General features: G+C 69.3%; 25 protein-coding genes. 13 read left to right on the plus strand and 12 right to left on the minus strand.

Annotation, left to right across the window (positions count from 1 at the left end; all coding sequences use genetic code 11):
• Nucleotides 1-5: 5 nt before the first annotated feature.
• Both OIE47_RS09730 and OIE47_RS09735 read right to left on the minus strand, forming a co-directional pair.
• Nucleotides 6-1,214, minus strand: coding sequence for a substrate-binding domain-containing protein (locus OIE47_RS09730; RefSeq protein ID WP_326561161.1), 1,209 nt, complete (start codon nt 1,212-1,214; stop codon nt 6-8).
• 213 nt (nt 1,215-1,427) lie between these two features.
• The gene (locus OIE47_RS09735; protein WP_326561162.1) at nt 1,428-2,027 is read right to left on the minus strand and encodes a TetR/AcrR family transcriptional regulator; all 600 of its coding nucleotides are present in this window, start codon (nt 2,025-2,027) and stop codon (nt 1,428-1,430) included.
• Nucleotides 2,028-2,117: 90 nt separating this feature from the next.
• Here OIE47_RS09735 and OIE47_RS09740 point away from each other — a divergent pair, with 90 nt between their 5' ends.
• A complete protein-coding gene (locus OIE47_RS09740) occupies nt 2,118-3,086 on the plus strand; it encodes an NADP-dependent oxidoreductase (protein ID WP_326561163.1) in 969 nt (322 codons plus the stop codon).
• A 114-nt stretch (nt 3,087-3,200) separates the two neighbouring features.
• Here the strand turns inward: OIE47_RS09740 and OIE47_RS09745 are convergent, their stop codons facing one another.
• The 3 genes from OIE47_RS09745 to OIE47_RS09755 are packed head-to-tail and all read right to left on the minus strand — an operon-like array spanning nt 3,201 to nt 5,598.
• Nucleotides 3,201-4,997: a zinc finger-like domain-containing protein gene (locus OIE47_RS09745; protein WP_326561164.1), complete on the minus strand. Its 1,797-nt coding sequence runs from the start codon at nt 4,995-4,997 to the stop codon at nt 3,201-3,203.
• Entirely contained in the window at nt 4,994-5,251 is a 258-nt protein-coding gene (locus tag OIE47_RS09750) for a hypothetical protein (protein ID WP_326561165.1), read from the minus strand. Before OIE47_RS09750 ends, OIE47_RS09745 begins: the two co-directional genes overlap by 4 nt.
• Complete coding sequence (locus OIE47_RS09755) at nt 5,248-5,598, minus strand: DivIVA domain-containing protein (RefSeq protein WP_442792070.1); 351 nt, start codon at nt 5,596-5,598, stop codon at nt 5,248-5,250. The genes OIE47_RS09750 and OIE47_RS09755 overlap by 4 nt, the downstream gene beginning before the upstream one ends.
• A 232-nt stretch (nt 5,599-5,830) precedes the next feature.
• Here OIE47_RS09755 and OIE47_RS09760 point away from each other — a divergent pair, with 232 nt between their 5' ends.
• The 7 genes from OIE47_RS09760 to OIE47_RS09790 all read left to right on the plus strand — a co-directional run bounded on the left by OIE47_RS09760 (nt 5,831) and on the right by OIE47_RS09790 (nt 9,855).
• Nucleotides 5,831-6,061 carry a winged helix-turn-helix domain-containing protein gene (locus tag OIE47_RS09760; protein ID WP_326561167.1) on the plus strand — a complete coding sequence of 77 codons (231 nt, stop codon included), beginning with the start codon at nt 5,831-5,833 and terminating at the stop codon, nt 6,059-6,061.
• Between the two features lie 237 nt (nt 6,062-6,298).
• Nucleotides 6,299-6,559 (plus strand): hypothetical protein, encoded by a 261-nt coding sequence (locus OIE47_RS09765; RefSeq protein ID WP_326561168.1) that lies wholly within the window; start codon nt 6,299-6,301, stop codon nt 6,557-6,559.
• Nucleotides 6,556-7,215, plus strand: coding sequence for a hypothetical protein (locus OIE47_RS09770; protein WP_326561169.1), 660 nt, complete (start codon nt 6,556-6,558; stop codon nt 7,213-7,215). The genes OIE47_RS09765 and OIE47_RS09770 overlap by 4 nt, the downstream gene beginning before the upstream one ends.
• Nucleotides 7,163-7,603 carry a hypothetical protein gene (locus tag OIE47_RS09775; protein WP_326561170.1) on the plus strand — a complete coding sequence of 147 codons (441 nt, stop codon included), beginning with the start codon at nt 7,163-7,165 and terminating at the stop codon, nt 7,601-7,603. Before OIE47_RS09770 ends, OIE47_RS09775 begins: the two co-directional genes overlap by 53 nt.
• Nucleotides 7,604-7,659: 56 nt before the next feature.
• The gene (locus OIE47_RS09780) at nt 7,660-8,259 is read left to right on the plus strand and encodes a hypothetical protein (RefSeq protein ID WP_326561171.1); all 600 of its coding nucleotides are present in this window, start codon (nt 7,660-7,662) and stop codon (nt 8,257-8,259) included.
• Between the two features lie 115 nt (nt 8,260-8,374).
• Entirely contained in the window at nt 8,375-8,893 is a 519-nt protein-coding gene (locus OIE47_RS09785) for a SigE family RNA polymerase sigma factor (protein WP_326561172.1), read from the plus strand.
• Nucleotides 8,890-9,855 (plus strand): hypothetical protein, encoded by a 966-nt coding sequence (locus OIE47_RS09790; RefSeq protein WP_326561173.1) that lies wholly within the window; start codon nt 8,890-8,892, stop codon nt 9,853-9,855. The genes OIE47_RS09785 and OIE47_RS09790 overlap by 4 nt, the downstream gene beginning before the upstream one ends.
• A 58-nt stretch (nt 9,856-9,913) precedes the next feature.
• Here the strand turns inward: OIE47_RS09790 and OIE47_RS09795 are convergent, their stop codons facing one another.
• The 7 genes from OIE47_RS09795 to OIE47_RS09825 all read right to left on the minus strand — a co-directional run bounded on the left by OIE47_RS09795 (nt 9,914) and on the right by OIE47_RS09825 (nt 17,822).
• A complete protein-coding gene (locus OIE47_RS09795) occupies nt 9,914-13,426 on the minus strand; it encodes a S8 family peptidase (protein ID WP_326561174.1) in 3,513 nt (1,170 codons plus the stop codon).
• A gap of 218 nt (nt 13,427-13,644) precedes the next feature.
• Nucleotides 13,645-14,109, minus strand: coding sequence for a DUF5946 family protein (locus OIE47_RS09800; RefSeq protein ID WP_326561175.1), 465 nt, complete (start codon nt 14,107-14,109; stop codon nt 13,645-13,647).
• 39 nt (nt 14,110-14,148) lie between these two features.
• On the minus strand, nt 14,149-14,571 hold the full coding sequence (locus OIE47_RS09805; RefSeq protein WP_326561176.1) for a PIN domain nuclease: 423 nt from the start codon (nt 14,569-14,571) through the stop codon (nt 14,149-14,151).
• The gene (locus OIE47_RS09810) at nt 14,568-14,822 is read right to left on the minus strand and encodes a type II toxin-antitoxin system VapB family antitoxin (protein ID WP_326561177.1); all 255 of its coding nucleotides are present in this window, start codon (nt 14,820-14,822) and stop codon (nt 14,568-14,570) included. The genes OIE47_RS09805 and OIE47_RS09810 overlap by 4 nt, the downstream gene beginning before the upstream one ends.
• Before the next feature lie 87 nt (nt 14,823-14,909).
• Nucleotides 14,910-15,710, minus strand: coding sequence for a GAF domain-containing protein (locus tag OIE47_RS09815; RefSeq protein WP_326561178.1), 801 nt, complete (start codon nt 15,708-15,710; stop codon nt 14,910-14,912).
• A gap of 218 nt (nt 15,711-15,928) precedes the next feature.
• Complete coding sequence (locus OIE47_RS09820; protein ID WP_326561179.1) at nt 15,929-17,236, minus strand: hypothetical protein; 1,308 nt, start codon at nt 17,234-17,236, stop codon at nt 15,929-15,931.
• A gap of 1 nt (nt 17,237) precedes the next feature.
• Entirely contained in the window at nt 17,238-17,822 is a 585-nt protein-coding gene (locus OIE47_RS09825) for a hypothetical protein (protein ID WP_326561180.1), read from the minus strand.
• A 200-nt stretch (nt 17,823-18,022) separates the two neighbouring features.
• Between OIE47_RS09825 and OIE47_RS09830 the strand changes: the two genes are divergently transcribed.
• The 5 genes from OIE47_RS09830 to OIE47_RS09850 all read left to right on the plus strand — a co-directional run bounded on the left by OIE47_RS09830 (nt 18,023) and on the right by OIE47_RS09850 (nt 22,620).
• Nucleotides 18,023-18,724, plus strand: a complete 702-nt coding sequence (locus tag OIE47_RS09830) for an HAD family hydrolase (RefSeq protein WP_326561181.1) — start codon at nt 18,023-18,025, stop codon at nt 18,722-18,724.
• A 229-nt stretch (nt 18,725-18,953) separates the two neighbouring features.
• Nucleotides 18,954-19,862 (plus strand): ABC transporter ATP-binding protein, encoded by a 909-nt coding sequence (locus OIE47_RS09835; RefSeq protein WP_326561182.1) that lies wholly within the window; start codon nt 18,954-18,956, stop codon nt 19,860-19,862.
• Between the two features lie 61 nt (nt 19,863-19,923).
• Nucleotides 19,924-20,664 carry an ABC transporter permease gene (locus OIE47_RS09840; RefSeq protein WP_326561183.1) on the plus strand — a complete coding sequence of 247 codons (741 nt, stop codon included), beginning with the start codon at nt 19,924-19,926 and terminating at the stop codon, nt 20,662-20,664.
• Nucleotides 20,665-20,680: 16 nt separating this feature from the next.
• Nucleotides 20,681-21,973, plus strand: a complete 1,293-nt coding sequence (locus tag OIE47_RS09845) for a sensor histidine kinase (RefSeq protein ID WP_326561184.1) — start codon at nt 20,681-20,683, stop codon at nt 21,971-21,973.
• Nucleotides 21,970-22,620: a response regulator transcription factor gene (locus OIE47_RS09850; RefSeq protein WP_326561185.1), complete on the plus strand. Its 651-nt coding sequence runs from the start codon at nt 21,970-21,972 to the stop codon at nt 22,618-22,620. The genes OIE47_RS09845 and OIE47_RS09850 overlap by 4 nt, the downstream gene beginning before the upstream one ends.
• Nucleotides 22,621-22,630 lie beyond the last annotated feature (10 nt).

Consider the following 22,630-nt stretch of genomic DNA (forward strand, 5'->3'; position numbering starts at 1 on the left):
TTCACTCAGCCCTTCATGGCTACCGCAGGCGGCGCCGTCTCGTCGCTGGTCAGGGCCTTCTGGAGCTCTGCCTTGATCTGGTCGCCGGTGCCGGTCAGCTTGGCCTGGAACATCGGCTGGAGCAGGGCGTGGTCGGCGGGGCGGATGGTGTTCTTGCCCTTGACCCCGTCGAAGCTCCACCCTTCGAGGGCGGTGACCATCTTGTCGACGTCGTCGCCACCCTCGGTCGCGGCCCGGACCACCATCTGGGCGGCGGTGAAGCCGTCCGGGTGGAACAGGTCGAGCGTCCCGCCGGGTACGCCGGCCTTGAGCGCCTTGGTGGCGTCGTTGTCGACGGCGCCGTCGAAGAAGTGCGACAGGAACGAGATCTTCGTGCCGGCGGCTCCGAAGGTGGCCCACGAGGCCCGGATGTCGAGCCCGGTCACCACGGTGGTGGCGGCGAGTACGCCCTGCTGGTCGAGGGTCTGCCACATCGCCGGGGCGGTGGTGCCGGCCCAGGCGACAAAGAGCAGGTCGGGCTTGGCGGCGCTGATCTGGCTGGCGAACGGGGTGAACTCGGTGGCGCTGGCCGGCGCGAGCACGCTGCTCACGGTGGCCCCTGCCCCGCCGATGACCGCCTGTACGGCCGCCTCGTTGCTCTTGCCGAACGCGCTGTCCTGGGCGAAGACGACAACCTTCTTGCCCTTGGCGTCGCCGATGAACGACTTCGCGGTGACAACATCCTGGTACGACTGCCGTCCCGAGCGGAACGTGTACTTGTTGACCCCGGTGACCCCGTCGGTGGCGGCCGGGCCGGAGATGAACAGCGTCTTGTTCTGGGCGGCGATCGGGGCGACCTGGAGCGCGACACCGGAGGCGGTCGAGCCAGCGATGATCTTCGTGCCCTTGCCGATCAGGTCCTTGGCGGCGGAGACCGCCTTGGCCGGGTCACCGGCGTCGTCGACCTCGGTCACCTCGACCGGCCGGTCACCGATCTTGTTGGTGCCCTTGGTCGCGTACGACAGGCCGGCCTTGAAACCCTCGATGTACTGCTTGCCGTAGCTGGCCAGCGCTCCCGACTGGGAGTAGACCAGGCCGACCTTGACCGGGGTGGTGTTGGAGTCGCCGCCCCCGGTGGCGGTGTCCTGCGGGCTGCCACAGGCCGCGGCGGCGAGTGCCACGGCCATCAAGCTGGCGGCTGCGACGAGCGCTCGCCGGGTGGTCCGGACCGTCATGTATGGCTCCACGTGAGGGAGTAGTGGGTAACTTGTTTGTCGGCTCACGCTAGGAGTGACGTCACGCACGGGCTATGTGGGCGAAACCCATAAGTAACACTGGTTGGGTGGCCTGATCTCACAGCCAGCGCCCGATCGATCAACCCCACCGCCCATGAGTGCGCTCACGCAGGTGTTGGGTTTGCCCATCCGGAGCGACGAGGCGCTCGGAACTCACACTGTCGAGGGCGGCGGGTGGGGCAGCGGATGGGCGCCTTCCGGGCGCAGTCCGTCGAAGATGATGGCAAGGTACCGCCGCCACAGGTCCGGCGGGGCGTCCGGGACGTAGCTGGTGACGTAGTTCGGTGCGCACATCAGCAGGATGATGTCGGTCCCGGTGACGTCGTCGCGTACGGCGCGGTGCTCGCGCGCGCGGTCGACCAGCTTCTGGACGGTGTTGTACATCCGCGTCCGGACCCTGGTCACCTCCGCGCTCAGCTCGCCGGCCTCGTGCAGGAACGACAGGTCGCGTTGCTGTCGTTGGTGCGCGGCGACGGTGAGGAACTCCAGGAGCGCGGTGCCCGGATCCGCCGCTTCGAGCAGCCTGCCGCCGGCCGTGTTCAGCTCGTCGATCCGGTCGAGGACGATCGCGGCGATCAGGTCGTCCTTGGTGGCGAAGTGGCGGAACACGGTGCCCTTGCCGACCCCGGCCCGGCGGGCGATGTCGGCGACCGAGGCGTCCATCCCCCGCTCCGCGAACTCGTCCGCCGCCGCCGCCAGGAGCAACTGCCGGTTGCGTACGGCGTCGGCGCGGAGGGGACGGGTCGAGGTCACGCCGCCACCCTAACAAGTTGACCGCCCGGTCCGTTTATTGCTAGCTTCCCGACAGAACCTGACCGCCCGGTCCGTTTCCAGGAGGCATCCATGAAGGCTGTTGTCGTGACCCACTACGGACCGCCCGAGGAGTACACGATCGGCGACGTCCCGGTGCCCCGCCCCGGTCCGGGTCAGCTCCAGGTACGGATCGCCGCCGCCTCGATCAACCCCGCCGACATCCGGCTGCCCAGCGGCGCTTTCCACGACTTCGCGCCGCTGGAGTTCCCGCACGTACCCGGCAACGACTTCGCCGGCACGGTCAGCGAGGTCGGCGCCGGGGTTGTTTCCTACCGGGTGGGTGACGAGATCTTCGGCCAGGCCGTGCCCCGGGCCCTGCGGGCGATGGCCGGCGCGAACCGCCCGTCGCTGAGCACCGGCTCGCTCGCCGAGTACGCGGTCTTCGAAGCCGACACCCCGTTCCTGGCCCACCGCCCGGCCAGCCTCACCGTCGAACAGGCGGCGGCCCTGCCCACCACCGGCCTGACCGCGCGGGCCCTGATGGCCACCGCCAAAATCCAACCCGGCGAAACCGTCCTGGTCATCGGCGCCACCGGCGGCGTCGGCACCGCCGTGCTCCCACTGCTCGCCGCCGCAAAAGCGCAGGTCATCGCCACCTCCACCACCGCCGACGCCCCCACCCTGCGTGCCCTCGGCGCCACCGAAACCATCGGGTACGCCGAAGCCGAGTACCCGTCCAACGTCGACGTCGCTTTCAACCTGACCCTGCCGAGCGACCAGCTCACCGCAGTGGCAGCCGCCGTACGCCCGGGTGGACGGCTGCTCACCATCACGTACCCGGTGCCGGAGCAGGGGTGGATCGGTCGGGACGACGTGGAACTGCTGTTCGTGTTGGACATGGACGGCACGTTCGGCGGGATGCGCGAGGTCGGCGAACTGGCCGCCCGTGGTGAACTGCCTGCCACGATCGGCCGCCGCTACCCGCTCGACCAGGGCGTCCAAGCCTGCGTCGACTTCGCCCGCGCACACACCACCGGCAAACTCGTCGTCACCATCTGAGGCGCATCGCTGTCTGGCTGGCTGGCGATTCGCTGTCGCGGAGTTATAACGCCGAAAGTTCGTACATCAAAGATGGTGTTCTTACATCAAATTCGATGTAAGAAACTTTCGGCATCACTCGTCCGGACCGTGGCCGTCGCCCCGATCCGGGTCCAGCCGAACCGAAACCGGCTCACCGGGGCGACTCCGAGCAGCCAGCGGCAACGCCGACTCCAGTTCGAGCGACCCCGCCACCGATGCGAGCTGCTGCGGCACCCGGAGCGGCCGGACCGGATCAACCGGTACGGCGGCGTACAGGGGCGAGCCCAGGTGACGCAGGCAGTGGTCGATCGCCTCCGGCAGGCTGTTCCGCAGCGGCGCGAAGATCCGCTCGGTGGTCTCACCGGGTCTGACCGCCCGCACCTCCCAGCGCACACCCTGCACCTTCGCCAGGTTGTCGGCGTTTTTCGTCAGGTCCTGGACGGTGACCCGGAGCGCGAGCCCGAGGCCGTGGACCAGGTGGACGAGCTGCCCGAGCGACAGCTCCGACCAGTCCGTCACGTGGATCAGCAACCGCCCGCCGGGACGTAACCCGCCGGCGAGTGCCAGGTACCGGTCGAGCGGGTCGGCGTCCGGTTCCGGCAGCATGACCAGCCCGTGGCACAACCGATGGTCGATCGTCCCGATGTCGTCGAACTCGGCCATCGCCTCCGGTCCCCGGCCGAACAGCCCGATCCACGAGCCGAGCCGGTAACGCTCGCCGAGCTGCACAATCGGTTGACCGGCGACCTCCCTTGCCACGACCGCGCCGGACCCGCCAGTGCCGCTGCCCTCGTGGTCCGGTCGCCGCCAGTTGAGCCAGATGGTCTGGTCGCCCAGGTCGGTCAGGACAACGGCCGCGCCCTGGTGCAGCCGACGTTGTCCGGAGCAGGTGGGACAGCGGCGGGTGCCCTGCCAGGTGGTGCCGCTGCCGTGACAGTCCGGGCAGGTCACGCTCGGGATCGGGTCACCGAGATAGGCCGGGGACGGCGGCTCCCAACCGCGCCGCACCGCCCGCTCGCCAGTTCGCAGACTCGCGTGCCACCAGTTCCGGCTCCGCCAGATCGCCTGGGCACCCGGGTTGTCGTCCGCGCAGTCCCGCATGATCCGCCGTTCGAGCTGGTCGACGTCGGGTTCGCTCCACACCTGGTCAGGTTTGATCGAGGGTGTGAGGTAGTGCGCCGGGGCGGTCGCGCAACGCTCGGCGAGACCGTAGACCGCGTCGGCGACGGTGGTGCACTCGATCGCGGTCAGCAGGCTGTGGGCGTACCCGTGGGTGGTGATCGGGATGGGCGAGCCCGGCAGTTCGAAGCGGATGTCCCAGGTCAGACGGTCGCCGGGGGATTTTCGGGCCTCGATCACCAGGTCGAGACAGAGCAGGTCGGCGGCCCGGCAGAGTCGGGCGAGAAGGTTGTTGTGGTCGGGTGGGCCGGGGTCGGTCGAGCCGCCGAGGTAGACCCACCACGGGTGTCGGGAGAGGCCGCCGAGTGCGGTGACTTCGAGCGCGAGGCGTTCGGCGGCGGGCAGGTCGGGCTGCCATGCGCGGGGCAGGTGCAGGCTCAGCTCGCCGTCCGGATCGAGCGGCTGCTCCGGCCGGTCCACCTCACGCAGGCTGCGCAGCGCCGTCCCGGTCCGCTTCGCCAGCTCGCTCACCAGCGGAAACAAGGGCAAACGCCAACCGCCGTACGGTGAGGGCGTCGCCTGCACCAGACCCGGCACCACGTTCACCGAGGCGACCGCACCGGTGTCCCGGTTGCCAACGGTGATCACGAGTTGGGCGCGAAGCCTGCCGTGCTGGGCGCAGTCGACACACGGCTCCGCGCCTGTTCCGGTGAGTTTGAAGGTCAGGCCGTCACAGCCGACGCAGGTGACCACGATGGGTGCGTCGCTCATCTGCACTCACCGGAATGCGCCGCCGCCTTCCCGCACCGCCGCCGCTCCCCCTCGGTACGGCGATCACAGAACACCTGGTGGCGAGCATTCTGATCGTCCTCTTCGGACACCTCGGCACCGGTGGAGTCGATCTGCGGCAGGAAGCTCACCGAACGGGCGAGTACGCGAGCCAGGTTGAGCGCGCCGGGCAGGTCGGGTGCGGTGACGGGCAGGTGGATGACGTACCGGTTGGGGTGGGCGTCTGCGGTGGTCACACCCGTACTCCGGGGGTGAACCGGGACTGCCAGGTCCGCAGGTGGTTCTTGATCCGGATGTTCTCGTCGCGGGTGCGGTCCAACTCGCCTTGCAGGGCGTTCAGCTCGTTGGCGACCCGGTGCAGGAAGACGCGTACCTCCTCGGGGTCCAGCCCGTACCGCCGGACCGGAAACTGCCGCTCCCGCACCTGCCCATCGCTCAACGGCGGGTACGTCGCCGTCCGGTAGTACCCGCTCGCCTGGTTGCCCGCCCGTACCCAACTGATCGGCCTCGGCCGCACAACCGGAACCGGGGCTGGGGCGGGTTTCCGCCACCAAGAAAACAGAAGTCGAAGCAGTACGCGCACGTGCCAGCCACCTTCCGTCGGGAGTGGAAGGCGACCCGGCCGGAGCGCCGGAGAAGTCCAGACCGGGTCGCCACCCTCCTCCGACGATTTGCCGAACCGACCGGAGGAGATGACTAGAACCTACCCGACCATATCGAGTAGGTCTAGTCCATCAAGGAGGACGCCAACCTATTGCAGTAACTGGAGTAACTAGGGCAAGATCAGAGGTGCCGAACCGACCGGAGACACCTCTATGCCGACTGCCGAAGCACCGTTCAAGATCATCGCGAACGAGATCACCGCAAAGATCAAAAGCGGCGAACTCGCGCCGGGCGCCAAGCTGCCCTCTACCTCGCAACTCGCCGACCAGTACGGCGTCAGCCCAGGTACGGTCCACCGCGCCCTGTCGCTACTGCACGACCGCGACCTGATCATCGGCCAACCAGGTCGAGGCACGTACGTGGCCGATCACTCGTCCAAGTAGCTGCCCGCTTGGCTTTCCCGCCGACCCGGCGACCACCCCACTGACGATTCAAGGACAGCGGAGGCCGCATGCCTTCGATAGTCTTTTCTCGGCCGTGACGCTTGCAGATTGACGGCTGCCACCTGTCCTGTTTCGTGCGCGAATAGGAGGGCCGATGGTCGTTGGGTTTGAGGCAAGCACGGCTCATCAACAAGCCAGCCACGCTCTGCCCGTCCGCGTCTTGTGGACCATCGTCCCGTGAACGTCGAGGACGTCAAGGCGGTCATCCGGGATGGGCGCGAGGCCATCGGCCGAGCCCAGGAGATGATCGAACAGATCGCCTCCGATGCCGCCGAGACAGAAAGCGCAGCCCGCGCCACCAGTCACGACAGTGAACATTCTGAGGTGGTGAAGGGGCTCAACAGCCTGGGCCAGGCAATCTACGAAACCGAGCTGACGATTCGCCGCTTGGACGAAGCCAACGACGGTGCCAGCCAGTACCTCGCGGCACTGGGATGAGCAACATTGCCGATGTCGTGGCGCAACTGCTCGCAGTTGTCGAGCGCCTCGATCAAGCCGCAGTGACTGCAAGCCGCACCGAGGCTGAGATAGCGGTCGCTCATGCCGCCTTCACCCAGGCTGGGGCTGGCTCCGATCATGCAGAAATCCGTCGCGCCATCAGCGAGAGCGAGGCAGCCGCCGAGAAGGCGGCCAAGGTTGCGCGGAAGCTTTCCACGGCAGCCAGTCACCTGAGCGCCTACATCAACGTGATAGCGCCAGGAGCAGCGCCGGCACGGTCCTCCTCGCCGGAGAGCATGCCCAGCGGGGAGCAACTCCTAGGGCAAAGCGACCGGGCGGCGAGTAGCTTCCGCCGCCTCTCGAAGCGGGTCGTGCAGAATGCTGAGTCAGCAGGCGAGACGGCCAAGAAGCTGACCGACTTCCTGAATGCCGCCCGCCCGCAGGGAACCTCCGCGACTACGGCCCGACCGGAACCACCGCCCCAAGCGACCCCCGCTGTGGCGCCAGGGGACGCGGCACAGGCCCTGATCATCACGGGGGCCGCCGTCGTCGCCGCCGCACTGAATGCCGCGAACATGCGGAAAAAGCGAAAGGAACAAGAGCGTGACCGATCGAAGCAGCTACCTCGACCTGATCCGGGAACTGGTCAAGGGTGATCCGGAGGCGTATCGGCAGCGCTGCGAGCAACTGGACGAAGAGGGTTGGGACGAACTCGGTCTCGTGGTCGGCGCCGCCTTCTTCCTGGCCGTACGCCAGCATTTCGGTCCCGCCACGACCACTTCAGCCGTGATCACGCTGGTTGCCGAGACGCGTGCGGCGATGGCCGGCACAGGCTTCGACCTCAACCCGACGGTTGCGGAACAGTTGCTCACCTCGGCCACCACCGGTGACATCGAGGCGCTGGAGGCGGTCGAGCCGAACCTCATCATCGAGTCGGAGATGCTCCTGCTGTGGCAGCTCCTCAGGGCCAGGACGGACAGCGAACTGGCCGGATTTCTCGCCGAGGTCGAGGTTTTAGCGGAACAGTGGAGCCGGGAAGAGTAGCGACACGGACTCTTAATTTCCTCGCGGCAAACCGCGGCTCGGCCGAGAATGCAAACGTGACGAGCGAGGAGACGTACCGCCTGGCGGCTTTCGTGGCCGCGTACCCGTGGACGCCGCCGGCCGAGGAATGGGCCGGGCACCTCTCCTCGTCCGTCGCCACCGTCAGCGAGTGCCTGACCCAGTTCCTTCCGCCGAAGGGGAAGGACGGACTCACCAGGCCGTGGCTCCGTACGCTCTCGGAGGCGATCGCGGCAGCCCGCCAGGCTCCCGACGACCCGGAAACCATCAACGTGCTGGCCATGAGCGTGCCGATCTCCGGTGTTGCCGAGCTGATGTCGATGGTTGAGGTCGGCCCCGATCCGCACCCGATCCGATCGAACCTCAGCGAGCAGGTTCCCACCCCGGCCGGCACCATTCTGGGATTCGACGTACTCGGGTTCTCGGCGTGGCTGTTCCACTCCAGGCTCTGCTACGGCTTGGACGAGCAGGCACTCGAAAAGCTGGGCATACGGCCTAACGAGCACGGGCTACTCGCCAGCCTTGACGAGGCACGGCAGGTCGCGGAGCTGACCAACAACAAGCGCGGCGAACACGACGGCACGCCCTTCGATGTCGACTGGCTCCCGGCACTCATCACCCAGCACAACCCTGCGTAGCCGCACACCACGACGGCCGCAGGCCGCGTTCAAGGGATGTTCGGCGCCGACGAAGAACTCGTGAGGGCCGCTCGGACGTGGCAACCGCCCACCGGACGGTGGAGTTCTTAGCTGCGTGAGAGTTGATCCGAGCTTCGACACATTCGTCGAGGAGCGGTCGGCAGCGCTGTTGCGCCTCGCGTACCTGCTCACGGGAGACCGTGGGCATGCCGAGGACCTGTTGCAGACCGCTCTGCTGCGTACGATGCGCCGCTGGTCCAAGGCGCGCGACGCACCCGAGGCGTACGTCCGGCATGTCCTGGTCAACCTGTCCCGTGACCGGATCAGGGGACTGCTGCGTAGACCACGCGAAACTCCGCTGCCCGAGGACAGGGACGCGTTCCGTACCAATGATCCCGGCCTGGACGCGATCGGTAACCGGCGTCTGGTGGCCGACGCCGTCGCCACGCTGCCGATCCGTCAGCGGCAGGTGATCGTGCTCCGGTTCTTCGAGGACCTCTCGGTCGAGCAGACAGCGCTGCTGGTCGGCTGCTCGCCCGGAACCGTCAAGTCGTACACGTCCCGCGCCCTGAGCCGCCTCCGCGAACTGCTCGGGGATCAGCACGACACACAGGAGATGAGGGTTTTCCAATGACCGCGCTCAACGAGGACCAGTTGGGGCAGCAGCTCGGCACCCGGCTGCACGACGAGATGGCCGGGCTCGGGGCGCCTTCGGGGCTGACCGCGACCCTGCACCGCCGGCACAACCGGCGGACCTGGGGGCTGCGTGTCGCGGGCGGGGTGCCGGTGGTCGCGGCGATCGCCCTGGCTGCGTCGCTGACCCTCTCCCCGGCCGGCACCTCACCGAACACGAACGCGTCCGGCACCGGCAACACCGGCAGCATCGTCGACAACGCCCCGGACATGCTCACGGTCAGCTTCGTCAGCGAGCGCACCACCAGCGCGCTGGGCAACCTGACCGACTCCGTCCAGCACGCCCGCTCGGAGTTCAAGGACGGCAAGGGCAGGACGACCCTCACCAACGAGCGCTGGGTCGACGCGAAGACCGGGCGTGAGCGTACGGACGAACAGGACGTCCAGACCAAGGGCACGATCACCGTCGTCAAGTCCGGCAACGGCAACGACGCGATCGTCATCGACCACCAGCGGAAGAAGTGGTGGAACGACCAGATCGCGGCGATGCCGCAGGGGGTCGAGGTGACCGTCACGCAGGGGCCGAACGGGGAACGGATCGAGACGCCGACCGGTAAGAAGGCCGTTGGGCCGCTGATGGATCCCGCCGAGCTGAAGGACGCCCTCGCCACCGGGACGTTGAAGCTGGTCGGTGAGGAGACGCTGGACGGCAAGGCGACCGTGCACCTGCAATGGGTTCCGGTGCCGAGTTCGACCACCGATATCTGGGTCGACGCCGAGTCGTACCTGCCGGTCCGGAAGGTCTCCGCCGGGCCGAAGGCGATCGACACGGTCGACTTCGAGTGGCTGCCGCGTACGCCGGAAAACCTCGCCAAGCTGGAGGGCGCCGCGCCGGCCGACTACAAGAAGCTGCCCTGCGCCCCACTTCCCGTCGAGGGCAAGGACTGCGGCCTGGGCAACTGATCCTCACGCAGTAGGGGCCCCGGATCGCGGTTCGTGATCCGGGGCCCCGTCGTGTCGGTCAGCCGGCCCGGTAGGCGCGGATGATGGTCTGCTCGATCCCACTGCGCCCGTCGGCGGTCGCCTTGATCCGCAACGACACCGCCTGCCCGGCCGTCACGGTCGGCAGCGCGCCAGTGAAGGTGTCTTCACCGGCGGGCTGTGTGGTCGCGGCCTGCCAGGTGAGACCGTCGTCGACCGAGGTTTCCAGGGTGAACGAGGTGATGTTCTGCCTGGCCACTCCGTGCGACTGGTGCACGGTGAAGGTGGCCTCGCCGCCGATCGGCTTGTTGGCCGGGCCGAGCGGGAGGGCGTAGTCGACCGACAGCAGCGGCACGGGGATGCTGCTGGTCGCGTCGGCGGGGCCGGTGGACCGGAACGTCCAGGCGGTGTTGACCCGGGTCGACAGGCTCATCAGACGGGTCGCGTCGAGGTCGTAGGTGAGCCGGTAGTCACCGGCCGCCTGCGGGATCTCGAAATCGCCGTACGACTCCGGCTGTTCGCCGATCAGCTCACCGTTCCGGTGCAGGGTCAGCGTACGGGTGGTCAGGCCGTGGAACCCGTCCCACGGATCGATGCAGTCGAACCGCTGGTGCTCGTCGGACAACTCGACCAGGTCCACCCGCAGCACGCCCTGCGTACGCCGGATCGGCTGGGGCACGCAGCCGCTCGGGGAGAGCGCCGGGTCGTCGTACCAGTCGGGGCGCAGCGGTTGGCGTACCCAGGTTTTCTGTTGCCGGCTGCCGGCCGGATACTCGCGCATCGCCTCCTGGGTCACGACCATGGTGTGCGGGTCGAGCAGGTCGAACGCGCCGGAGAAGAACGCCTCGTCGATGTAGGAGAAGCCGGGCGTGAGGTAGTCGACCCTGGTCGCCGGGACCTCGCTCGTCTGGGCGTCGAGGAGGAAGAAGCCGTCGGCGGTCAGGCCGTACCGCTTGTGGTTGGTGACCGCGTCGGGCGCGTCCAGGGTGTGGAAGGTCTGGTCGACCCGGATGAGCTGGGCCTGCTCGGCCGGGGACACCTGCCAGGACAGGTCCGCCGGGATGCCGTCCGGCAGGGCCCGGATCAGCTCGTAGACGAACGGGGTCGGCGCGGTGCCGGGGGCGTGCAGGCTGACACTCGTGTACGCCTCGAACCGGCCGACGCCGGGCTTCTCCATCGGCATCGCGTACGCGCCCCAGGACTTGGCGGCCTCGCCCCAGGCGAACGCGAAGTCGTCGCTGACCTGGGTGCCGTCGGCCGCGTACTGCCGGTAGGTTGCCCCGACCTGGGCCGCCTCGGTCGCCACCCCGTCGAGGGTGGCCTTCACCGGACTGGCCTGTGCGGCGTCGGCTACCACTGTCGTGTCGCGGTCCACGATCACGTCCGGGTCCCCGACCATGATCATGCGGCTGAGCCCGGTCTCCGGGTTGTCCTCCACCTGGTAGCCCGCGACGCTGTACCGCCCGGCCGGCACCCGCATCGTCACCGGTTCGTTCGGGGACAGGTTGGTGAACTCGTTGAACCTGGTCGGGTCGTCGATGCTGGCGATCCGTACCCCGCCCCACTGGTCGATGGTCGAGCCCGCGTCGGGCAGCGAGGTCACGCTGAGCGCGAGGTCGAAGCTGCGCGGTTCGATGTAGAACGCGACCGGGGTGCTGGCGACGAAGGCACCGCCGCGCGTACGGGCGGTGACGGTCGCGGTGTAGAGCCCCGGTTTGCCGGCGAGTCGGGTGGGGTCGAGCCGCAGGGTCACGGTGGCGGTGGCCCCACGGCCGACCGTCACCCGGTCCGCCGAGAGCCGGACCGCGCCCGCCGGTGCGTTCACCCCGTCACGGGTACGGACGTTCAGGTCCAGTTTCAGGTTCTCGGCGCCCCGGCCGGTGTTGACCCAGCTCAGTTTGGTCGACGCGGTCCCGCTCTGCGGATAGGCGAAGATCCCCAGGTCCACCACGTCCTGCGCGGCGACCACCCCGCTCAGCGCCCGTACGGCATCGAGCCGACCGGCGCCGACCGCGTACGTGTCCACGTTCGACAGTGGGTCGGCCGCTCCGACCAGGGCCGCCTTGAGCTGTCCGGCCTGCCAGTCGGGGTGCCGCTGGGCGAGCAGTGCGGCTGCCCCTGCCACGTGCGGGCTGGCCATCGAGGTGCCGGAGGCGGCGGTGTAGCGGTTGTCGACGGGGGTGCCCATGGTCGTACCGGCGGCCCGTGCGGCGATGATGTCGACGCCGGGGGCAACCAGTTCGGGCTTGGCGGCCTGGGTGTTGACCAGCGGCCCCCGGTCGGAGAACTCGGCGAGCGTGTCGGTCCCGTCGACCGCGCCGACGGTGAGGGCGGTACCGGCCGCAGCGGGCGAGGCGATCTGCCCGGGGGTCGGTCCGGCGTTACCGGCGGCGACCACGAACAGGGTGCCGTACTGGGCGGTGAGGTTGTCGACGGCGAGGGACATCGAGTCCGTACCGTCACTCGGCTCCCACCCGCCGAGGCTCATGTTGACCACGTCGGCCCGTGCCGCCGCCCACTCCATACCGGCGATGATCTGGGAGTCGCTGCCGAAGCCGTCGTCGGTGAGGACCTTGCCGATCACCAGGTCGGCATCGGGGGCGACCCCGCGCCGCAGACCCGGCGCTCCGGCGCCACTGCCGGCGATCGTCGCCGCCACGTGGGTGCCGTGCCCGTTGCCGTCGACCGCGTTCCCGCCCTCGACGGTGAAGTCGGCCCGCTCCACCACCTGTCCGACCAGGTCAGGATGGGTGAAGTCGGCACCGGTGTCGAGGACGGCGACCCGGCTGCCCCGACCGGTGAAACCGGCCTGCCACGCCTTCGGCGCACTGATCTGGGTCAGGTTCCGGTCGAGTCGCCCGTTCCCCGCCTGCCGGTCGCTGTCCGGTGCAGCCTGGATGGGTGCGGCGTGGAGAGGTGCGATGGCGCCCGTGGCGCGTACCCGGCGGTCCAGCCACACCTTCGGGCCGGTGTCCGCGGTCCGGGCACCGGCCGCGGCGGGCGCGCTGGAGGTCAGCGTACGGAGAAAGTCCGCGCCACCCTTCTTCGGCTGGCTGCCGGCAACCGCGCCGATGGTCGGCAGTGCCCGGCGTCCGCCCAGGCTCGCAGCCAGCGGCTCGGCGGCGAGGGTGCCCGCCGCCCGCGCCCCGGCCCCGCCCGGCCGGATGATCAGCGGCAACTCGGCCGTACGCGCGTCGTCGTAACCGTCGAGGATCAGCGCCGTCACGTCGAACAGCGACTCGTCCAGCACCGATCCGACCAGTCGGGCCACCTCGCCCGGCACGACCCGTACGTGACCGTCCGGGCCGCAACTGCGGTGCTGGACACCGCTGGGCTTCGCCGGTTGCACACTGACCACCGGGCAGGCCGAACCCTTGCCCGTCACGGTCACCACGTCACCGGTCAACAACGTCACCGTGTACGTCTTATTCGCCGCCAGCACCGGCCCACCGGAACCACCGGCCGGCTTTGTCGCCGGGACCGACGGCTGCGGCTGTGCGAGTGCCGGACTGCCGGAGACAGTGAGAGTGGCGGCGACCACCGCTGCGGTCACCGCCACTGCCTTCGAAAGATCGTGTCTACGCCGTACCATCAAGCGCTTTTCCCTCTCTTGAGCCCACGATCGCCCCGCCCGACCAGCGGCAACCCACGCATCGGGGAGCGACGATGCCAATCCCCCGTCAGGGACCGTCACCTCATTGACGCAGGTCGACCGCCATCGGTTGTGCGGATAGGACGGCAATCTGACTCGGACAGCGCCGGTCGGGGCCGTCAGGACACGGGTTTCCACCCGGCGGTGGTCGCCTCGGCCCAGGAGCGGACCAGGTCCGGGTAGACCGGCGCGGGGAAACCGCCGTCGACGGCCACGTCCACGATCGTCGTCACGAACACCCGGGGCGCCGGACGAGCGGCCATCGCGGAGTTGACAATCTGCGGCGCCGGCCGGTCATCGCTGCCCCGGTATCGGTGCGAGTTCCGGCGGCGGGCCTGTGCGACGAAGGCGTCGACCGCCGGTTGCCCACCATCGAGGTACGCGTGCAGCAGTGCCAACGATGCGGTCGGTTCGCCGGGGGCAAGCGGGTGTCGGGGATGCTGGAGGAAGTAGCACGCGACGGCCACACCGTGCAGCGGTCCCCAGGGTGGCTGCCGGGAGTGGTCCAGCGCCAGCAGCCGTTCGAACAGCTCGTCACAGATCTCCTGCGAGCCCTCTGCGCCACACTGCGGACACCTCGTCACCGATTCAGCATCCACGACAACAGCGGCGACGATGAGGTCCTAGAGCGAACCCTTCGCCACGACCCACTCCATGGGTTGCCCGGTGATGGCGGCGATACGGTCGTAGTCGGCGTCGTAGTGCAGAACGGTCGCGCCGTGCTCCTCCGCGGTCGCGGCGATGATCAGGTCGGGTAGTCGGAAGTTCCGGTGCTGGCTGTTGGCTGCCATCGACCGATGGGTGTCGAGCGCCCGGTCCATCGCCTTGGCGGTGACGTCGAACCGGCGGTGGCCCTGCAGGGCACCCCAGAGGGTTTCGTAGCTCTTCGGGTCCGGGGCGTTGTTCAGGCACTCCAGGCTGGTCATCTGGCAGGCCGCAAGACGACCCTCGGCCAGCAGCGATTCGAACCTGCGACGAACCTGCGGATAGCGCCCCTGCAGGACGTAGACGGAGGTGTCGGCGAGATAGATGCTGCCGGCCATCATGCGGCGTCGGCCTCGCGGGCGTCCTCGACCAGCCGGGACAGGTCACGACCGCCGCCATAGCCCCACGAGCGGTCCGGATCCGCGAACTCGAACTGCACGCTGTCGAACGCGTTGACGATCTCGACCGCCTGCCGGCGTAGCGCGAAGGCGTGCAACGCCGCATTGATGGTGGCGACCTTCGTGTCGGTGCCGAGCACCTCCCTGGCCGCATCCAGCCACTCGTCGTTCACGTCAACGGTGATGCGCGTCATGGGTCCAAACGTACACCAGTTTTTTCGAATGCAACGCACCAACATCGGGGAAAAAGTGGTGTGCGGATACTCCGTGGGTTTTGCCGGTCAGTTGCGGTTGACGTAGGCGGCCAGGCCGCCGAGTTCTTCGCTGGCCAGGAAGACCGAGCGGACGTTGAGGAGGGCCTCTTCTACGTGCTCGGTGCAGCTCCAGGCCGAGTCGCCCCAGGAGTCGGCGAGCTTCAACTCGGCCGGACGGGGGCAGGGGGTGATGGCACCGCCGAGCTGGCAGTGGTCGGGGTGCGGCGCCTGGCGGTGGGCCGAGGCGGCGTCGCGTACGCGGGTGGAGAGGTCTGCGTTGGCGGCGGTCGCCCGTGCGTCGGCCGCCGCGGCACGTTCCCGCTCCGCCCGTACGGCGAGGATCGCGGCCAGGCGCAGTTCCAACTGCTTCGCGACCAGGGCGGCGAGTTTCGTCAGCACCGCGATCTGGTTCCCGGTGACCTGCCGGCGTTTGCGGTCGATCACGTTCACCGTGCCCAGCCGGAAACCGTCGGCGGTGATGATCGGTGCCGCCGCGTAGAACCGCAGCGACAGTTCACCCTTCACCAGCGGATGATCGGCCGTACGCGGATCCAGCGCGGCGTCGTTGACGATGTACGGGCCGTCGGCGCGGAAGGCCGAGGCGCACAGGCCGGAATCGATGCCGACCTCGGTGATCCCGTCGAATCCCCTGGCGGCGGCGAGCCAGACCCGGTCGGCGTCGACGATGGTGACGCTGGCGATCGGGGTGCCGCAAACCATCGCGGCCAGCTCCGCGATCTCGTCGAACGCGCCGTCAGGGGGCGAGTCGAGGATCTCGTAACGACGTACGGCCGCCAGTCGGGCGGTCTCGTCGTCCGGCGATCGCACGGGAGGTTCGAGGGGCAATGGGGTACCGCTTTCTGGCTCGGGGCAGGACGGTAAACCTTTCGACGGCTCCCTGATTCCCGCACGTTCCGCACCGGCCAGGATGGGAACGACGAATGACCAGATAGATGATGATCTGTCACTGCCGACCCCGAGGTTATACCCTCCGGAACGGGTCGGCACGCCGGGCCGCAGCGGTAATCCGGAGGGTCACCGCCCGCTCACCCCGACCCGGTCGGCCGCCCGCCGGTGGGGGTCGTACCCCGGTTGACGTGCATCCGGCTGCGCCGGCCGGGACGTACACCCCAGGCCGCGTCCGCCGTCAGCGCCAACCCGAGCAGGACCCACCACCCGCTGACATCACCGCGCAGCCAACCTGCCACCACAAGGACCAGAATCGGTACGAACACCAGCAGGCGGAACCCGCTGAGCAGGCGCCGCCACAGCGGGCGGGGATGGTAGAGATCCTCGCGCGGCGGCTTCGACGAGTGCTCCCGTACGGAGTGGACGACGGCGGCGGCGAAGCCCAGGCGCTCGGTGCGTACGGCACCGGGAACCGAGGCGGCCCAGTCCGCCAGTTCCACGGCGGTACGGCCGATGACGTCGGCGGGTAAGCCGAGCAGGTCCCCCAGTTCGGTGAGCGCCGCCATCGGCTCCAGGTCCGTACGCCGTAGCAACGCGGTGACGGTCAGTGCCTGCTCGGGTACGCCGAACTCCTCGGCGAGCTGCCTGGCTGCCCGTGCGGTCCCCTCCGGTGTCACCGGTGCCGAGCCGCCCCACTCGTGCGCACCGGCCACCCGGTTGGCGCGGGTCAGCACGAAGCCCGCGGTCCGCTCCGACCACCAGTACGCCAGCGTGGCCCAACGCCGGTCGGCCAGCACCTCGGCCGCCAGGGCCAGGTTGGCCCGCTCGCCCCGACCGTCCCAGAGGTGCAGGCTCCGCTTCCCGTCGATCGGCACCGTCCACGCTGACTGGGTGGTCAGCGGGGCGGCGGCTGCGGCGTTCACCGCGGACGCGTACACCAGGACCACGCCGACCTCCGGCTGTGCCGGCGGCGCCCCGAGCACGATGACCGGGGCGGACCCGGCGGGGGTGAGCAGTTCCAGCGGGAGGCCGACGGCGCGGCAGGCGTCGGCGAGCCGGGCCGGCGGGTGGTAACCCGTCGACGGGCTGGTCAGCGCCCGGTGCAGCACGGCGGCGCCGTCCGGCAGCCCGAACAGGGTGACAACCGACAGGGCGTCCGACTCGGTGCAGGTGACGTCGAGCGGCCCGACCGACGCGCCGTCCGGCCCGTACGCGGACAGCCGCAGCCCGAAGGTGTCGTCGTCGACCCTCAGCAGGCAGGCCGGCGTACGGGCGGCGACACTGAGCGCACCGAGGTCCACCCCGTCGACAACGTCGAGCCGGGTCCAGCCGTCCGCCTCGCCCAGCACGGTCACCGATGACGCGTCGGCGAGCGCACCGAGGCGGTACGCGGTCGCCCGGACCGCGCCGATCGTCTCGCCGTTCTCCGCTGCCGCCCCGGTCATCTCAGGACCGGGCCAGCAGCCGGCCGAGCAGGCCCCGTTGCGTCACGTCGACCCGTTCGGCCTCGTAGAGTCCGGGTTCGTCGCCGACGAGCAGGGAACGTCCGACCGCCACGTCCGGCAGGTCGAACACCCGGCAGACCTGCCGCAGCAGGTCCGCGACCAGTGGCCGTGGGCGGCCGGGCACCGGGTCGTTGCGGATCAGCGCCAGGTCGCTCCCCCGCTCCGGGCGGCCGTAGGCGGTCGCGATCTCACCACAGTAGACATCCCACGCCTTGCGGTCGGAGAGGTACTCGGCCGGGTCCTCCGGCGGTTGCCAGTTCGCCGCCCACTGGAGACTCTGCTGCCCGGCATCCGGGGACAGCATCGTCGCCTCCGCCAGTGACTCGTTCGCGAGCAGCATCCACCCCGGCACACCCGTACGCCGGACCAGGTCGGCGGCGGGTCTCGCCAAGCGGCGGCTGCTGGATCTGGACCCGCGCGGGGAGTCGAACAGCACGATGGTGCCGAGCGGATCGGGTGCGACAAAACCACCGACCTGGCCCCCGTGTACGGCGTCGCGTACCTGGGCGAGGGGTGCGTTCGTCACGACCGCGTACGTTCCCACTGCCGGTCTCCCGTCATCGGTCTTGGCTGCGGAAGCTACCCCAGCGTGGTCGATCGGTCCATGCCCCGGCGAGTGTCGTGTCGGACTCCCGGAGTTGCGGGACTAATCCGTCGCCGTTCTCGACCCGATTGAGTACAGTCCCAGCCCGAATAAGGGTGAGGAGAACCGTGGAGTTGACCGGGATGAACAGTGTGCGACGCACCGGACAGGTGCTGATCTTCGACGCCGACGACACCCTCTGGGAGAACAACGTCCTTTTCGAGCGGGTGATCGACGACTTTCTCGAATGGGTGGCGCACCCGACCCTGGACCGGGTCGAGATCCGCGCGATCCTCGACGACATCGAGCGGGCGAACGTGGTGACCCACGGGTACGGCAGCGCGATCTTCCTGCACAGTCTCGGCGAGTGCCTGAGCCGGCTGCGGGAGCGACCGGCCACCGAGGCGGAGCGGCGACGCATCGAGGAACTGGCGGTGGCACTGGTGGAGCGCCGGGTCGAACTCGTACCCGGGGTGGCGGACACGCTGACCGAACTGGGCCGGCGACACGACCTGCTGCTGCTGACCAAGGGCAACACCGACGAGCAGCAGCGCAAGATCGACGCTTCCGGTCTGGGTCACCACTTCCGGCGTACGCACATCGTGGCGGAGAAGAACGTCGAGGTGTACCGGCAGGTCACGGCCGAGCACGGGCTCCTGCCGGCGAGCACGTGGATGATCGGCAACTCCCCGAAGTCGGACATCCTGCCGGCACGGGCGGCGGGCATGAACGCCGTCTACATCCCGAACGCGTACCCGTGGGCGCTGGACCAGGCCGACCTCGATCCCGACGACAACCTGGTGCTGACCCTCTCGACCTTCCCCGACCTGCTCGACCACTTCTGATCCGGGGCGCGGCGGCGGTCACGGGCCGGCTGTCCACCGATCGGTTGAACGGACGCCATCCGGTCGACAGTGCACATCCGGTTGATGCGGGCCGGGTTCCACCGCACGGAGCGCCGGTGGACGGAACCGGTCCGGGCGGGATCCGCGCAGGCTGTAGGCAGCCGCCCGGCCGTACGGCAGATCGGCCCGTACACCAACGGGGGCGGGCGGCAGGCCCCGAGGAGTACGCATGCCAGTCATCTCGGTCAACCACCTACGAAAGCGGTACGGCACACAGGTAGCGGTCGACGACGTGTCGTTCACCGTCGACAGTGGGGAGATCTTCGGCATCCTCGGCCCCAACGGGGCGGGCAAGACCACCACCGTCGAGTGCGTCGCCGGGCTGCGTCGACCCGACGCGGGGGACATCTCCGTACTGGGGCTCGATCCCCGGCGGGACGGGGCGGAACTACGGCACCGGGTCGGCGTACAGCTCCAGGCGAGCGAACTGCCGGCGAAGCTCACCGTGGCCGAGGCGCTGGAGCTGTACGCGTCCTTCTACCGCGACCCCGCCGACTGGCGCGCCCTGCTCGACGAACTCGGGCTGGCCGAGAAGCGGAACACCCGGTTCGCCAAGCTCTCCGGCGGGCAGCAGCAGCGGCTCTCCATCGCGCTCGCCCTGGTCGGCAACCCGCAGGTGGCGATCCTGGACGAGCTGACCACCGGCCTGGACCCGCAGGCGCGCCGCGACACCTGGGGCCTGATCGAACAGGTACGGGCGCGCGGCGTGACGATCCTGCTGGTCACCCACTTCATGGAGGAGGCCGAGCAGCTCTGTGACCGGCTCGCGGTGATCAACGAGGGTCGGGTGGTGGCACTCGACACCCCGGCCGGGCTGGTCGCCGGAGTGGACCAGCAGCAGCGGGTCCGGTTCCGGCCCACCACACCGCTGGACGACCAGTTGCTGGTGGTGCTCCCCGAGGTCCGGGAGGTCACCCGGCAGGGTGCCCAGATCATCGTGACCGGCACCGGGGACCTGCTGCACGCGGTCACCTCGGTCCTCGCCCGCAACCAGATCGTCGCCGCCGACCTGCGGTACGAGCACAGCAGCCTCGACGACGCGTTCCTCAGCCTGACCAACCGCCAGCCCGACGCCTGAGCGCGTCCGCTCCCGCCGCGATTCCGCTCCGTCCCCTGTCGCCAACCCGAGGAGACCCCGCATGTCCGGGCTGCGCAAACTCACCGCCGTCGAACTCAAACTCTTCCTGCGCGAACCCAGCGCGTACGTCTGGACCGTGATCTTCCCGGTGCTGCTGCTGGTGATCCTCGGCAGCATCCCGGGATTCCGCCAGGCCGACCCGGAACTCGGCAACCTGCGGGTGATCGACCTCTACATACCGATCATCGTGGTGATGATCCTGGCGATGATGACGCTCTACATCACCCCGGGGACGATCACCGGGTACCGGCAGAAGGGCGTCCTGCGCCGGCTCTCCACCACCCCGATCGGCGCGGTCCGGGTGCTGGTCGCGCAGCTCGCCGTACAGCTCGGGTTCATGGTCGTGACGGTGGTGCTGACGCTCGTCACCGCCGCGATCCTGTTCGGTGCCGTACTGCCCCGGCAGGGGTTCGGCTTCGTGCTCGCACTCGCCCTCGTCGCCGCCGCGATGCTCGCGATCGGGCTGCTCATCGCCGCCCTGGTCCCCACCGCCAGTGCGGCCACCGGCATCGGCACCGCGCTCTTCTTCCCGCTGATGTTCTTCGGCGGTCTCTGGGTGCCGCGCGAGGGGATGCCGGACGTGCTGGTCCGGATCGGCGACTTCACTCCGCTCGGTGCCGGCGTGCAGGCACTGCGGGACAGCAGCGACGGGAACTGGCCGTCCGCGGTGGCGCTCGCCGTACTCGCCGCCTACGCCATCGCCGCCGGGGCACTCGCGGCGCGATACTTCCGCTGGGAATAGCAGAGAGGTGGGGCGGATGGGCGGGACAGCCGGCGCGGGCACCACGACGCCCCGCCCCTCCACGCTGCTGACGGCCAGCGTCGCCGACCGGCCCGATCATCCCGCGCGGCGGGTCCTGGTCGTGCTGCCGTACGTCCTGCTCGGTCTGGCCACCCTGCTCGCCCTGCTCGACCCCGGGCAGTCGGCGCGGGACCTGCTCACCACCGTCGTCCTGGTCACCGTGACCGCGTTGTGGGCGCTGTTCATGAACACCCTCCGGCCGCCGCCCCGTACCCGGCCCACCTGGTCGGTGGTGCTTTTCATGGGCGTACAGACGACACTCGCCGGTCTGCTCACGGGGCACCGGGGCATCTTTTTCCTCTTCGCCCTGATCGGTTTCATGCAGGCGTACGAGGTGCTCCCGCCGGTCTGGGGTTTCCTCTGCGTCACGGCCACCTCGATCCTGGTCAACATCCTGCCGGCCGGTGTACCGAACAACCGCGACTGGATCACGATCACCGTCCTCGTGGTGCTCGCCCAGATCTTCCTGATCGGCTGGTTCGGCTTTCTGGGCCAACGGTTCACCGAAGAGAGCGAGCAACGTCGGCAGGCGTTGGCCCAACTGGAGGCCGCGCTCGCGGAGAACGACGGGCTGCACGCGCAACTGCTGATCCAGGCCCGCGAGGCCGGGGTGCACGACGAACGGCAACGGATGGCACACGAGATCCACGACACCCTGGCCCAGGGGCTCGCCGGCATCATCACCCAGTTGCAGGCCGCCGACCGTACGCGCGAGGATCCGCGGCAGTGGCAACACCACATGGATCACGTACACGCGCTGGCCCGGGAGAGCCTCGCCGCCGCCCGCCGGTCGGTGGCGGCGGTACGGCCGACCGAACTCGACGATTCGCACCTGCCCGAGGCGATCACCGGACTGGCCACCCGCTGGTCCCGTGAGTCCGGGGTGCCGGTCCGGGTCGAGACCACCGGCGACCCTCGCCCGATGCTCGCCGAGATCGAGATAACCATGTTCCGGGTGGCCCAGGAGGCACTGACCAACATCGCCAAGCACGCCCGCGCGAGCAAGGTCGGTGTGACCCTCTCCTACCTGGACGACCTCGTCATGCTGGACGTACGCGACGACGGGGTGGGCTTCGCGATGGCGGACGTCGCCGAGCCGGGCACCGCCCCCGACGGCACCGGCTTCGGGTTGCGGGCGATCCGGCAGCGGCTGGAGCGGGTCGACGGCACCCTGACCGTCGAGACCGCGCCCGGCGACGGGACCGCGATCAACGCCAGCATCCCGACGACGGTGGAGAACGAATCATGAAGACCGGACCGGTACGCCTGCTGATCGTCGACGACCATCCGGTGGTCCGCAACGGGCTGCGCGGCGCCTTCACCGGCTCGGACGAGTTCGAGGTGGTGGGCGAGGCCGGTGACGGCACGGAGGCGCTGGCGCAGGTCGCCGCGCTGCGCCCGGATGTGGTGCTGATGGACCTGCGGATGCCACGGATGGACGGTGTCGAGGCGATCCGCGAGCTCAACCGGACCGCGCCGACCGTACGGGTGCTGGTGTTGACCACGTTCGACACCGACAGCGACGTGCTGCCCGCGATCGAGGCGGGCGCCACCGGTTACCTGCTCAAGGACGCGCCCACCGACGAACTGCTCCGTGCGGTACGCCTGGCCGCCAACGGTGAGGCGGTGCTCTCCCCGACGGTGGCCGGTCGGTTGATGGGTCAGATGCGCCGGCCGGCCCGGCCCGGCAAACCCGCCCAGGGCACGCTCAGCCAGCGTGAACTCCAGGTGCTCAAGCTCGTGGCCGACGGGGCGACCAACCGGGAGGCCGCGTCGAAGCTGTTCATCAGCGAGGCCAGCATCAAGACCCACCTGCTGCGCATCTACGACAAGCTCGGCGTACGGGACCGGGCCGCCGCGGTCGGCGAGGCGTTCCGTCGGGGCCTGTTCACCTGAAGCGCCCCCA

It is taken from the genome of Micromonospora sp. NBC_01796 (genome assembly GCF_035917455.1).
In the GTDB taxonomy this organism is placed as follows: Bacteria; Actinomycetota; Actinomycetes; order Mycobacteriales; family Micromonosporaceae; genus Micromonospora_G.